Source organism: Shewanella sp., from assembly GCF_013214165.1.
Lineage (GTDB): Bacteria > Pseudomonadota > Gammaproteobacteria > Enterobacterales > Shewanellaceae > Shewanella.
Genome location: NZ_JABSSM010000096.1, coordinates 1 through 12,743, shown reverse-complemented (window position 1 = coordinate 12,743; position 12,743 = coordinate 1). Strand labels below are relative to the sequence as shown.

The 12,743-nt window shown below is 45.7% G+C and carries 12 protein-coding genes and 2 pseudogenes; 12 read left to right on the top strand and 2 right to left on the bottom strand.

Features of this window, described 5'->3' with window-relative positions; translation table 11 throughout:
• The 7 genes from rpsI to HRU42_RS18610 all read left to right on the top strand — a co-directional run.
• Nucleotides 1-344: 30S ribosomal protein S9 (gene rpsI / locus HRU42_RS18640; RefSeq protein ID WP_295033310.1), on the top strand; the 344-nt coding region annotated here is incomplete at its 5' end.
• Nucleotides 345-481: 137 nt separating this feature from the next.
• A complete protein-coding gene (locus HRU42_RS18635) occupies nt 482-670 on the top strand; it encodes a DUF2065 domain-containing protein (protein ID WP_295033309.1) in 189 nt (62 codons plus the stop codon).
• A gap of 66 nt (nt 671-736) precedes the next feature.
• Entirely contained in the window at nt 737-2,032 is a 1,296-nt protein-coding gene (locus HRU42_RS18630) for an adenylosuccinate synthase (protein ID WP_295033307.1), read from the top strand.
• A 218-nt stretch (nt 2,033-2,250) separates the two neighbouring features.
• The gene (locus tag HRU42_RS18625; RefSeq protein ID WP_295033312.1) at nt 2,251-2,871 is read left to right on the top strand and encodes a flagellar protein MotX; all 621 of its coding nucleotides are present in this window, start codon (nt 2,251-2,253) and stop codon (nt 2,869-2,871) included.
• 68 nt (nt 2,872-2,939) lie between these two features.
• Complete coding sequence (gene rnr / locus HRU42_RS18620) at nt 2,940-5,429, top strand: ribonuclease R (protein ID WP_295033305.1); 2,490 nt, start codon at nt 2,940-2,942, stop codon at nt 5,427-5,429.
• Nucleotides 5,430-5,444: 15 nt separating this feature from the next.
• Nucleotides 5,445-6,200, top strand: coding sequence for a 23S rRNA (guanosine(2251)-2'-O)-methyltransferase RlmB (gene rlmB / locus HRU42_RS18615; protein WP_295033303.1), 756 nt, complete (start codon nt 5,445-5,447; stop codon nt 6,198-6,200).
• An 876-nt stretch (nt 6,201-7,076) separates the two neighbouring features.
• Nucleotides 7,077-7,979: a hypothetical protein gene (locus HRU42_RS18610; RefSeq protein WP_295033301.1), complete on the top strand. Its 903-nt coding sequence runs from the start codon at nt 7,077-7,079 to the stop codon at nt 7,977-7,979.
• A 389-nt stretch (nt 7,980-8,368) separates the two neighbouring features.
• Here HRU42_RS18610 and HRU42_RS18605 read toward each other — a convergent pair whose 3' ends face one another.
• Entirely contained in the window at nt 8,369-9,130 is a 762-nt protein-coding gene (locus tag HRU42_RS18605) for a YdiY family protein (protein WP_295033300.1), read from the bottom strand.
• Nucleotides 9,131-9,511: 381 nt separating this feature from the next.
• On the opposite strand from HRU42_RS18605, the gene rpsF reads away from it, so the two are divergent.
• The 4 genes from rpsF to rplI are packed head-to-tail and all read left to right on the top strand — an operon-like array spanning nt 9,512 to nt 10,967.
• Nucleotides 9,512-9,934, top strand: a complete 423-nt coding sequence (rpsF, locus tag HRU42_RS18600) for a 30S ribosomal protein S6 (protein ID WP_295033299.1) — start codon at nt 9,512-9,514, stop codon at nt 9,932-9,934.
• An 8-nt stretch (nt 9,935-9,942) separates the two neighbouring features.
• Nucleotides 9,943-10,248 carry a primosomal replication protein N gene (gene priB / locus HRU42_RS18595; protein WP_144044765.1) on the top strand — a complete coding sequence of 102 codons (306 nt, stop codon included), beginning with the start codon at nt 9,943-9,945 and terminating at the stop codon, nt 10,246-10,248.
• Nucleotides 10,249-10,259: 11 nt separating this feature from the next.
• The gene (gene rpsR, locus HRU42_RS18590; RefSeq protein ID WP_005497284.1) at nt 10,260-10,487 is read left to right on the top strand and encodes a 30S ribosomal protein S18; all 228 of its coding nucleotides are present in this window, start codon (nt 10,260-10,262) and stop codon (nt 10,485-10,487) included.
• Between the two features lie 27 nt (nt 10,488-10,514).
• Nucleotides 10,515-10,967, top strand: coding sequence for a 50S ribosomal protein L9 (gene rplI, locus HRU42_RS18585; protein ID WP_295033293.1), 453 nt, complete (start codon nt 10,515-10,517; stop codon nt 10,965-10,967).
• Nucleotides 10,968-11,168: 201 nt separating this feature from the next.
• Here the strand turns inward: rplI and HRU42_RS18580 are convergent.
• A pseudogene (locus tag HRU42_RS18580) lies at nt 11,169-11,366 on the bottom strand (S46 family peptidase); the annotation flags it as partial.
• Nucleotides 11,367-11,431: 65 nt separating this feature from the next.
• Between HRU42_RS18580 and HRU42_RS18575 the strand changes: the two are divergent.
• Nucleotides 11,432-12,608: pseudogene (locus HRU42_RS18575) on the top strand (IS3 family transposase).
• The last annotated feature ends 135 nt before the right edge of the window (nt 12,609-12,743 follow it).

The following is a 12,743-nucleotide window of genomic DNA, read 5'->3' as shown; positions in this document are numbered from 1 at the left end:
CACGCGTATTCGCGAAAGCAGGAACTGGCAACATAGTTGTCAATCAACTTCCACTAGATAAGTATTTTGGTCGTGAAACTGCTCGTATGGTTGTTCGTCAACCACTAGAGCTAGTTGAAATGACTGATAAACTAGATATCTATGTAACTGTAAAGGGCGGTGGTATCACTGGCCAAGCAGGTGCAATTCGCCACGGTATTACCCGTGCATTGTTGGAACTTGATGAAGCTCTACGTCCATCTCTACGTGCCGCTGGTTTCGTTACCCGTGATGCTCGTAAAGTTGAGCGTAAGAAAGTTGGTCTACGTAAAGCACGTAAGAAGCCACAATTCTCAAAGCGTTAATTTTCGCTATCGAGAACTCAAAAAACCCAGCTTTTGCTGGGTTTTTTATTGCCTGAAAATAGGCCATCCCTCGCCGATTTGTTAATCTAGTCTTAACCCTGTTCAAGTTGGCTTTAGGCTATGCGGAATTTTAAATTATGTCACTACAGCTAATCATGCTAGCGCTAGGTATTGTGCTGGTTATCGAAGGCATTGGTCCCCTGTTATTTCCTAATCGCTGGAAAGCATATTTAAAGGAGATTTCGAACCAAAATCAGCAACTTCTGCAACGACTGGGTGGTGGTTTAGTCACCGCAGGTATCGTTTTGTTGATTATATTTTCATAAATTACTTGCCTACAGCCCCTATAGATCTGCTAAAATCCCGTTTTAACCACTAGCGTGCAGCAAATAATGGGCAAAAATGTCGTAGTTCTCGGCACCCAATGGGGTGACGAAGGAAAGGGTAAGATAGTTGACCTACTTACCGAACAGGCTAAATATGTCGTTCGATATCAGGGGGGCCACAATGCCGGTCACACTCTCGTTATCGATGGTGACAAAACCGTTCTTCATCTTATTCCATCAGGGATCTTACGTGATAATGTAAAATGCATTATCGGTAATGGCGTGGTGCTATCACCAGACGCTCTGATGACTGAGATCAACATGCTTAAAGAGCGTGGAGTTCCTGTCGAGGAACGTCTGCTTATCTCTGAAGCGTGTCCACTGATCCTGCCGTTCCATTGTGCTCTAGATGTTGCCCGTGAGAAAGCTCGCGGTAACAAGGCTATTGGTACAACGGGCCGTGGTATTGGTCCTGCATACGAAGATAAGGTTTCACGCCGTGGTCTTCGTGTCGGCGATCTGTTTGATGCAGAGTTGTTTGCAGAGAAACTGAAAGATGTGATGAGCTATCACAACTTCATGTTGACTGAATATTACAAGTGCGAAGCTGTAGATTATGAAAAGACATTGAAAGATGCTTTGGCAATCGCAGATTACATTAAGAGTATGTGTACCGACGTCACCGAACTGTTAGATCAGGCGCGTAAAGCGGGTGAGTCTATTCTGTTTGAAGGTGCACAGGGTACCTTGCTTGATATCGACCATGGTACTTATCCTTTCGTTACCTCTTCTAATACTACAGCAGGTGGTGTAGCGACAGGTTCTGGATTCGGTCCACGTCATCTGGATTATGTATTGGGTATCATGAAGGCTTACACGACTCGCGTCGGAGCCGGACCTTTCCCAACTGAGCTTGATTGTGAAATTGGTGACTACTTAGGCACTAAGGGTCACGAATTCGGTGCAACTACTGGTCGTAAGCGTCGTCCAGGTTGGTTAGACATAGTAGCCATGAAGCGTGCGGTACAGATCAACAGCGTAAGCGGTTTCTGTCTGACTAAGCTAGATGTGCTAGACGGTCTGAAAGAAGTGAAGATCTGTGTTGGTTACCAGTATCCTGATGGCACTGTCGCGACAGTGACGCCACTGGCAGCCGAAGGCTACGAGAAGGTCACACCGGTACTGGAAACTATGCCAGGCTGGAGTGAGACCACTTTCGGTGCGACTTCTTTAGAGCAATTGCCGCAAGCGGCATTGAACTACATTAAGCGTCTCGAAGACTTGTTAGAAACGCCAATTGATATTATCTCTACGGGTCCCGATAGAAACGAGACCATGATTCTGGTGAATCCGTTTAGTTAATAGAAAGAGGCCGCATATCGCGGCCTTTTTATTGGAGCCGATACGGGCAGGCAGTGCTCAAGAAATGCGTTATACTGCCGATGACCTATTATGGCGAGTATTGATGAGACAAGCTATTCACCGATAATCGAGTGTCTTGTCTGATCACTACTTATGTTTATGAATTTTTCGCGAGAGAGCTCATGCTACAAGAAGTGCTAAAATTTTCATCGAAAATCATGTCGCGTTATCTGTTGTTATCGATAGTAGCGTTTACACCAGCGTTGAGCTGGGCCGAGACTCGAGCCGTGGATATCTATAGTCAGGAGCAGTTAATTGAACTGATCAGGACTAAACAATATCTGACGCGAGTCACGGGAGATGATTGTCAGTTAGTCCAGGATATTGAGGCGAGAGCCGAGGTGCTTAAACAGCCCCTGTATCAATATCTTTGGGCCGAGATGCTTAATCATGGTATTTGTGTAACAGCAAACCCACCGAGAGGGATCTCTTTACTGCGTGACTCTGCCGAGCAGGGGAGCGCAGAAGCTATGCTCAGGATCGCCGAGTACTATCACGATGGACAATTTGTGATACAAGATCGCGACAGAGCCATTCATTATGTGATGCCCGCAGCGGCCAATGGCGATCTGCCGGCACGCATGATGTTAGTTAGACTGTTTGGTGAAGGCTATGGTAGCCCAAGAGATTTCGAGATGGGATATCACTGGCTATATAACGATGTATTTAGTGATGAGGCGACAAAATATAAAGCCTTAGAATTATTGAAGGTGCTAGAGCAGAAAATGCCGCCCAGTGCAGTTGCCAGGGCAAAACAGGAGCACCTGAGATCCCGATAAACAGTACCATTTGCCTATTAGCAATCGGTATGACCCGGAATGTTCCGGTAAAATATTTGAGATATTGAATGATCAAAGATCCGCATTTAAAGCGTGAACAAGAAAATTACCAAAACCCCATTCCAAGCCGTGAGTTTATTTTAGAATACTTGCGTTCAGAAACATCCCCGTTAAACCGTGAACGCATTGCACAGGCGCTTAAACTCGAAAGTGAGGAGCAGCTTGAGGCGCTTAGACGTCGACTGCGAGCCATGGAGCGGGATGGGCAGCTTGTGTTCACCCGTGGACAGGCCTACGGCCTCCCTGAGCGTATGGACCTGCTTACTGGTACGATTATCGGTCACAGAGATGGTTTTGGCTTCTTGAAGCTAGAAGGGGGCGGCGACGACCTCTTTATCAATAACCGTGACATGATGATGTACTTTCATGGCGACAAGGTGCTGGCGCAGAAGGCCGGCGTGGATCGTAAGGGGCGCCGCGAAGCACGTATCGTACGCCTAGTCGAACAGAGAGCCGCCGCCCTAGTGGGACGCTTCCATCTAGATTCCGGTATGGCCTTCGTCATCGCCGATGACAGGCGTATAGGTCAAGAGATACTCATTGCCGATGAGGACCGTAATGGTGCTCGTCAGGGTGATGTTGTGGTGCTCGAATTGACCCGTCGCCCGGGCCGTTATGTGAAGGCCGCCGGTAAAGTCACCGAAGTGTTAGGCAAGCAGCTTGCTCCTGGGATGGAGATCGAGATTGCCCTGCGTAACTACGATCTGCCACATACCTGGTCGAGTCTGATTGAGAAGAAGCTGCGCGCGATCCCAGATGAAGTGACCGAAGACGATAAAGAGGGCAGAGTCGATCTGCGTCACTTGCCTTTAGTGACCATAGATGGCGAAGATGCCCGAGATTTTGATGATGCCGTTTATGCCGAAGCCAAGAAGAGCGGTGGCTGGCGTCTGTGGGTGGCGATTGCCGATGTGAGCCATTATGTGCGCACCGAATCGGCCTTAGATAAGGAAGCTCGTAGTCGAGGAAACTCGGTGTACTTCCCGTCTCAAGTTATCCCTATGCTGCCGGAAAAGATCTCCAACGGATTATGTTCCTTGATGCCAGAGGTCGATCGCTTATGTATGGTTGCCGAGATGACCATCTCAGCTGCAGGTAAGCTATCGGGATATAAATTCTATCCGGCTGTGATGCATTCTCATGCCCGTCTGACCTATACCCAGGTCGCCGATATGCTAGAAGGTGGAGCGGTGAGTGATAAGCTCAAGCCCATCTTCCCGCACTTGCAAACCTTGCAATCTCTGTATCTGACCTTGGATAAGATACGTGCACAACGCGGCGCCATCGCATTTGAAACTACTGAGACACAGTTTATTTTCAATGCCGACAGGAAGATTGACAGCATAGTGCCGAGAAATCGTAACCAGGCACATAAGATCATCGAAGAGTGCATGATCTTGGCCAACGTGGCCTCGGCCAAGTTCGTCAAGAAGCACAAGGGCGAAGTCTTATACCGGGTGCATGAGTCTCCATCTGAGCAGAAGCTGACGAACTTTAAAGACTTCCTCAAGGAGCGTGGCTTGAGCATGGGTGGCGGGCTTCAGCCTACACCGACCGATTATCAGGCCTTGATGGAGTCGATCACCGACAGGCCCGATGCCGAGCTTATCCAGATCATGTTACTGCGCTCTATGAAGCAAGCGGTTTACACACCGGATAATGAAGGACACTTTGGTTTAGCCTTAGAAGCCTATTCTCACTTTACGTCGCCTATTCGTCGTTACCCTGACTTGATCTTGCATCGGGTTATTCGCTTCTTGCTGGCGAAAGAACAGGGAGAGGCGCAAGAGAAATGGACGCCCGGTGGTGGTTATAACTATCAGCTAGAAGAGTTAGACCTTCTCGGTGTCGAGTGTTCGACCACAGAGCGCCGCGCCGATGAGGCGACCCGTGATGTCAGCGATTGGCTCAAATGCGAGTTTATGCAAGATCATGTGGGCGATACCTTCGACGCTGTAGTGGCCTCGGTAACCCATTTCGGCATGTTCGTCCGTCTGAATAAACTCTTTATCGATGGCTTAGTGCATATCTCAAGTCTAGGTAGCGATTACTACCAATATGATAATATGCGCCAGCGTCTCGTTGGAGAGTCGTCCGGTCAGGTATACCAGATAGGCGATAAGGTCACTGTGAAGGTGGCTAGCGTCAATCTGGATGACAGGCAGATAGACTTGATGATGGCGGGTGAGGAAGGTAAGTCTAAACGTCCAAGCCGTGGCAAGAAGCCAATGACTGCCAGAGAGCGAGTCAATGCAGAGGGCGCTAAGCTAGGCAAGGCAGATAAGAGCGGTAAACCTAAACGACGCGGTTCTCGTTCAAAATCTGCGGCGGGTAAAGCTGCTGCCGATCCTGCTAAAACCAATACCGGCGGTGGAGCTAAAAAGTCCGGCGCTAAAACAAAAACGACGGCTAAGAAGTCGAAGGCTAAAACGTCTTCAGCAAAAAAGGCTGCAGTAAAAAAGAGCCCAGCTAAGCGTAAAGCCAAAGCAAGCAAGTAATAGAGACAGTAATAGATGAAAAAACAAGATATCACCTTCGGTATTCACGCGGTCGAAGCGGTACTGAAACATAGCCCAGAACGCGTGATCGAACTTTGGGTTCTGCAGGGCCGTGATGACAAGCGTTTCATGCCGATCCTAGAGAGTGCGGCTGAGTATGGTGTCTCGGTGCAGCATGCAACACGTAAGGTATTGGACGACAAGTCAGACGGTGGTCAACACCAAGGTGTGATAGCCCGAGTCAAGGCGGTCAAACAGCTCAATGACAAAGACTTAGCGGTACTGCTTGATAAGATAGAAGTTGATAAGACGGAGACACCTTTCTTGCTGATCCTCGATGGGGTTACCGATCCACACAATTTAGGTGCTTGTCTGCGTAACGCCGATGCCGCCGGTGTTCATGGGGTTATCGTACCCCGTGATAATTCTGTGGGTCTAACGCCAACTGTGAGTAAGGTTGCCTGTGGCGCCGCAGAAGTGGTGCCCCTGTTTCAGGTCACTAACCTGGCTCGCACCATGAAAAGCCTGCAAGAGAAAGGTATCTGGATTGTCGGCGCCGCCGGCGAAGCTGAGCATGACTTGTATAAAGTCGATCTTAAAGGCTCACTGGCGATCGCCATGGGTGCAGAAGACAAGGGTCTACGCCGTCTAACCCGCGAAAGCTGTGACTCACTGGTGTCGATACCTATGACCGGCTCAGTGTCCAGCCTGAACGTCTCAGTGGCGACTGGAGTCTGCTTGTTTGAGGCTGTACGCCAAAGATTAAGCTAATCGCGAATTCGATTAGGTTAATTTTTGATTTGTTAGCTTGATAGGTGTTAGTTAGATAATATTGAATGCCGATGTGGATTAGTCCTCATCGGCATTTTTGTATCTGCTTTTTGCCATTTTATGGCGTGTTGGAAGTCGTACCTTTATTGGTATTAATCGCCTGCAGCGTGCTTATGTGCAGATACTTCTGCAAGACGCCGCGAGTACAATCCCTGTAGGCTCTGCGGCAGCATCCATGCTGCCGAAGCTCGCAGCCGCACCTACACCCGTTTATCTATCTCTTCGATTTACTTTTATTGTGCAGGGTAGCAATAAATATTGGTCATTCCCGCAATGCTTGTGTGCGGGAATCCAGCGGCTTTGCTTAGTCTTCGGATGAAGACTGATTACATTTTCTGATTTAGCTTCTGGTTGAGTTGATATTGGGTAGTGAGTGTTAATTTTTACCTTCATGGTTATCTATCGCCTGCAGCGGGCTTATGTGCACCCTTTATTTTGAGAAGGTTCTGCGAGGCGGTGAATATGGCGTAGCCATGTGCTTATGAACGAGAGGCATGGATGCCGAACTGGCCCTTAGATAGGATATCATTCGAGCACATCCCTGTGGGCTCTGCCAAAACATCCTTGTTTTGGAAGCTCGCAGCCGCATCTACACACGTTTATCTATCTCTTCTATTTGGGTTTTGTGGATAAAACTAAGTTTTGAGCTTTTAACTTTTGTTGTCCATAAATATGCTAATAGTTTGGATTTAAATACAAACTATTAGCATGACTTTGGGGTTGTAATACTTCGGAGTGTATACATATCACCAGAACATTTGAAATGATAAACTGAGGGTGCTGTACAACTCTTTAAAAACTAAAAGGCTTGAACTTATGAAAAAGGGAGTTTTTCTTCTACTATTATCACTGATTGGATTTAGTGCTCATTCTAGTAATGAAATGGACTATAATTTGCGCTTTGCACAACCAGCATATAGAGAACTTGGAGCAACATTTCGACTGCTTAATCAGCATCCTGGCAATAATCCAGAAAAACAACTTAACTATTACAAACAGTTATCCCAAAAAGTAAACCTTCTCAAAGATTTGAAACATGGGGTAGCTAGTAATTTCAGTAAAAGTTATATCGGTAGAGGAAAGTTAGCCAAAACAGCGTACTACATAGACCTTAACGACTTAGCAATGCAGTACGCGGGTAGCGTACCTTATCAATTTCTTAAAGAGCATGCGCAATCTATTGAAACTCTTCCTGAACTTCTGGAAGTCGCAGTCAATTTAAGTGAAAAAGGGCTGAGAAGCTTCAAGATTCAGATAAAAGAATCCGTACGTAAAAGGCTTGAAGAAGAAAAACTACGCGAGACAAGGATGATTCAATCGGCTCAAGATATACAAGAACTTGAAACTCTAGTATCTCAAGTTTCTGATTTTACAAAACAGAACGACCTTAAAGAACAGCAGCAAGAGAAAGCTAATAAAAAAGCAGAGGGAGAGTTTTCAAATCGTAATGAAGATGAATCTGAACTTACTGACAGAATGGCAACTTACGCAGCGATGCTTGGTAGGGCTACCGCGTGTGGAATTGATACCGAGCATGAGTTTCGATTAGTTGGAAACTGGCTTGATCGAGTATTTCCACCTGGCTCTAATGAACAGAAAACCTACTTACCAATATTCATGGCAGGCACTGAATACCATATGAATCTGCAATTAAATGGAGAAACCCCTGATAGTTGTTTGAAAATCAAGCATGAATATAGCGTATCTCCTTGGCCTTAATCACTCCTTCTAATGCCTTCACAAAACCCTAAGTAGCAGTATTAAAATCATATTGACAGTGATTGTATGTGAAGTTAAATCGAAGAGGTGAATAACCTGATGTAAACGCGGCTGTGACCTTCCGTGACAGGGTGAGGTATCACGAAGTGATACTCTCCGAACGAGAGGCTGGGATGCCGAACTGGCCGTTAAACATGGACGTTGTTTGAAACCGCAGAGCGGCCAGGGAAGGCTTTACAGCGTCCCACAGAAGTAGCTACATGTGAGCCTGCTGCAAGCAATAAGTACCAATTCAGTTCTGGTACTTGATAAGCTAATCAAACACCAAATACAGCCAAATGAACCAATAAAAGATATTTCAATAACTTGTTATCTGACAAGTTCATTCACTATTGGAATGTATACAGCAAGTTAAACGTGGTGATGGTGTCTGTCTGCTTGGTGCCTTGGGGGACTACGTCTGTGTACTTGATGTTGACGCCTATCTTGAAGGCCCAGTTTTGGAATAAAGTGTTCTTGTAGTTCATATCGAGTGTGAGCGTGCTGTTATTTTCGCCTATTTCGGCGGTGAGATCGGCGTTGAGGCTGGTATATTCCTGCAGTTTTTGCACAAACTTGGCCGCAGTACGAATAATGATATCTTTATCGGCCTGGGAATTTGGCTCTGTTTCGGTCTCGATAGGCATGTTATATCGATAACCTGGACCGATTTCCAAGCTGAGTTTAGTGTCGCTATTAGAGATGGGATCGAAACCATAACCCACAGAAATCGTGGATACTTGGGTGTAACTACCGAAACGGTCTAAGGTGAAGTCCCCCCTGCCGAAGACATAACCATCATCGAGCCAAGAAGAATCATTGTCTAGTTTATAGCTGGACTGTAGTTGTAGATCATATTTTTCCGCCGTCGTTTTCTCATCGTCGGCAGCATAATAGAGTCTAAATGTCCCTTCCTGTCTAAATTGCTCTGTGTCGTAAACCAATTTGGTTCGACCATTGAAGCTACTGGACCGTGTATTGCCGGTATTGAGTTGCAAACCAGCCTCGATTTCAGCGTTGAAATCACTGGGCGGCTCCTGATAGTCGGGAGGCACTAAGGCCCAGGTTGACAGTGGTATGAATACAAGTAGGGCAGTTAAGACTCTAAACATTATTTTATTCTTACTATTATTTTAATGTGGTGAGGTTCCATGACGATAGGTCAACATCATACCTATTCTGTTCTGCATCGGTAAAGTTAATATAGCGATACAATTTCAAAATATTGTTACCACATTTAACCTGGTAACGGGTTGGGGACAAGCGATGAACTTAGCGGGACCCTCGGGGAAATGCCTATATAAGGTGCGCTGTCTGTTTCGATAGATGACCATGAATTGCCCATTAGCCTAATTGGTCATAGATACTGCTTGAATTTAGTCTTAAATTTGTGTAATATTCCGCGGCTTAAATCAGTCACTTTAATTAGTTCCTTGCCTCTATTTGGTTTGGCTGAGCCAACAACGAGGCTAGATAACCGTAAGGAGCAAAAAATGCGTCATTATGAAATCGTATTTTTGGTTCACCCTGACCAGAGTGAACAAGTACCTAGTATGATTGAACGTTACACGGGTATTCTTACCCAAGCTGGCGGTCAAGTTCATCGTTTAGAAGACTGGGGCCGTCGTCAACTGGCTTACCCAATCATCGAATTGCACAAGGCTCACTATGTTCTTATGAACGTAGAAGCTACTGCTGAAACGATTGAAGAGTTAGAAACAGTTTTCCGTCTCAACGACGCTGTTCTGCGTAGCATGGTTATGCGTACTAAAGCAGCCATCACTGAAGCATCTCCAATGGCTAAGCTAAAAGAAGAGCGTGATTCACGCCGTTCTAGCGAAGGCGAGCGTCGTAGCGCGCCTGTTGAAAAAGCTGTTGAAGAAGTTAAAGAAACCGCTGAAAAAGCAGCAGAGTAAGTTTTTCTTTGGCCACAAACCATTTGGTGTTATCGGGAACCATTACGCGTTCCAGAAGCTTTAAAAGCCCGGCAGGCATCGCACACTGTGTGATTATGCTGGAACACAAATCTCAGTGCTTCGAAGCAGAAATGCTAAGAAACGTATACTGTCAGATACAAGTGATATTAAGTGGTGAACGCTTTGAAAGCGTTACAGATAAACTGAAAATCGGCGTGGATATTGAAGTGCAAGGCTTTATCGCTCTCCAGCAGAGTCGAAATGGTCAAAATCGCTTAGTAATACACGCTGAAAATGTCGAATTGAAAACTTAGGAGACTGTCACATGGCACGTTATTTCCGTCGTCGCAAGTTCTGCCGTTTCACAGCAGAAGGCGTTACAGAGATTGATTACAAAGATATCGTAACTCTAAAGAACTATATCACTGAAAGTGGTAAAATTGTTCCTAGCCGTATCACAGGTACAAACGCTAAATATCAACGTCAACTAGCTCGCGCTATCAAGCGTGCTCGTTATCTTTCTCTACTGCCTTACACTGATTTACATCAGTAATAGCGCAACAATCTAGAGGAATTAATAATGAACATTATTTTACTTGATAAGATAGCTAACCTAGGAAATCTAGGTGACCAAGTTGCAGTTAAGTCTGGTTACGCACGTAACTTTCTTCTGCCACAAGGTAAAGCTGTTGTTGCCAACGCTGCTAACACTGAAGTCTTTGAAGCACGTCGTGCTGAATTAGAAGCTAAGTTAGCTGCTACCCTGACTGCTGCCAACGAGCGCGCTGAGAAAATCAACGCACTTGAGTCTGTTGTTATCGCTTCTAAAGCTGGTGACGAAGGCAAGCTATTCGGTTCAATTGGTAACCGCGATATCGCTGATGCAGTTACAGCTGCTGGTGTTGAACTCGTTAAGAGCGAAGTTCGTCTTCCATTAGGCGCTTTGCGTACTACTGGTGAGTTCGAAATTGAAGTTCAGGTTCACACTGAAGTTAAAGCTATCGTTAAGATTTCTGTTGTTGCAGAAGCTTAATACATAGATTTAAAGCGAACGTCTTAATGCCTCGGCATTAAGGCAAAGGCTTTAAAAGAAAACACCGCACTAATTTAATTAGGGCGGTGTTTTTTTATGCCTGCACAAAGCAGATCTGGGTTGTAGGACCGGCTTTAGCCGGGAGAGGATTAACCCGCGAACCTCGGGGCTAAAGCCCCTCCTACAGGGACCTTTTGTTATCTAGTTCCTGACTAAATCTAACTCGGCTATCAAGTTATCCGCATGGTCCACTTCATCCATCATCCAGAGGATATAGCGGAAATCCACATGTATGGCGCGGGTAATGGTGGGGTTGAAGAACCAGTCCTTGGTTATAGCTTCATAGGTGGAATCGAAGTTTAGGCCAACTAATTCTCCCTTGCCGTTAAACACGGGTGATGTGGCCTAATAGATCTGGACACCTTTTTGAGTGTTAACATAACCACTTAAATAAAGGTGTAAACATGAACAAAAGAAAAACCTACCCACAAGAGTTCAGACTTGAAGCATCTCAGTTGGTACTGGACAAAGATTATTCAGTTACAGAGGCGGCTCAATCATTAGGAGTCAGCCATAGTGCGATTAGGAAATGGGTCAAACAACTGAAAGAGGAGCGTCAGGGGAAAACACCAACAGGCTCAGCATTAACCCAAGAGCAGCAAAGGATTAAAGAATTAGAAAATAAAGTCAAACGGTTAGAAGAGCACAATACAATATTAAAAAAGGCTACCGCTCTCTTAATGTCGGACTCCATCAATCTTTTGAGATAGTTGATGGTTTAAGGGAGCAGCATAGCATAGTAACACTTTGTGATATTTTTGACCTTGAAAGAAGTAGTTATTACTACTGGCTAAACGTTAAAGGCAGGCCGATAGATTTAGATAGGGCGAGACAATTAGAGATGGTCAAAGAGCTTCATCAGGATTCGCGAGGCTCAGCAGGAGCAAGGACTATTTCAGTAAAGTTGACGGAAAAGGGTGAAAAGGTAGGCCGATATAAGGCCGCGAGCCTGATGGAAGATGCTGGGGTTGAAAGCTGTCAACCAGGTCAGCATAAGTATAAAGCGGCCCCTAAAGAGCATGTTGATATCCCCAATCATTTATCCCGAGAATTTGCGGTGACGGAACCCAATCAGGTTTGGTGTGGCGACATCACTTTTATCTGGGCTGGTACTTACTGGGTCTATTTGGCCGTTGTTATCGACTTATTCTCCCGTCGTGTTGTTGGTTGGTCGATGTCTGACTCTCCTGATACTGAGTTAGTAGCTAAAGCACTAACCATGGCATATTTGACAAGAGGAAAGCCCAAGGGGGTGATGTTTCATTCTGATCAGGGCTGCCAATATACAGCTTCAAAATACCGGCAACTGCTTTGGCGATATCAGCTCAAACAAAGCATGAGTCGGCGTGGTAATTGTTGGGACAATGCGCCAATGGAACGAGTATTTCGAAGTCTAAAGAGCGAATGGGTACCAAAGCAAGGATACGGTTCGCTGGATGAAGCCAGAACAGATATAGGTGAATTCCTGATGGGGTATTACAACAAACGCAGACCTCACAGCTACAATGGCTATCTAACTCCTGTTGAATCAGAATCTAGATTAGTCGGATAAAACATAAAGAGCTGTCCAGTTTTACTTGACCACTACAATTTACGTCGAGTGAAGTTCAAGCTAAAACGATTAAGCAGCAAGCAAAATTAGACAAGGCTGAAATAAAATCTTTGCATCGAGAATTACGCTACAAGGAGAAGGCGTTAGCGGAAACAGCGGCTTTA

What these genes read in the sequence shown, in the direction of transcription:
- HRU42_RS18635 (WP_295033309.1), top strand. Translation starts at nt 482, where the DNA reads ATGTCACTACAGCTAATCATGCTAGCGCTAGGTATTGTGCTGGTTATC.
- HRU42_RS18630 (WP_295033307.1), top strand. Translation starts at nt 737, where the DNA reads ATGGGCAAAAATGTCGTAGTTCTCGGCACCCAATGGGGTGACGAAGGA.
- HRU42_RS18625 (WP_295033312.1), top strand. Translation starts at nt 2,251, where the DNA reads ATGTCGCGTTATCTGTTGTTATCGATAGTAGCGTTTACACCAGCGTTG.
- rnr (WP_295033305.1), top strand. Translation starts at nt 2,940, where the DNA reads ATGATCAAAGATCCGCATTTAAAGCGTGAACAAGAAAATTACCAAAAC.
- rlmB (WP_295033303.1), top strand. Translation starts at nt 5,445, where the DNA reads ATGAAAAAACAAGATATCACCTTCGGTATTCACGCGGTCGAAGCGGTA.
- HRU42_RS18610 (WP_295033301.1), top strand. Translation starts at nt 7,077, where the DNA reads ATGAAAAAGGGAGTTTTTCTTCTACTATTATCACTGATTGGATTTAGT.
- HRU42_RS18605 (WP_295033300.1), bottom strand. Translation starts at nt 9,130, where the DNA reads ATGTTTAGAGTCTTAACTGCCCTACTTGTATTCATACCACTGTCAACC.
- rpsF (WP_295033299.1), top strand. Translation starts at nt 9,512, where the DNA reads ATGCGTCATTATGAAATCGTATTTTTGGTTCACCCTGACCAGAGTGAA.
- rpsR (WP_005497284.1), top strand. Translation starts at nt 10,260, where the DNA reads ATGGCACGTTATTTCCGTCGTCGCAAGTTCTGCCGTTTCACAGCAGAA.
- rplI (WP_295033293.1), top strand. Translation starts at nt 10,515, where the DNA reads ATGAACATTATTTTACTTGATAAGATAGCTAACCTAGGAAATCTAGGT.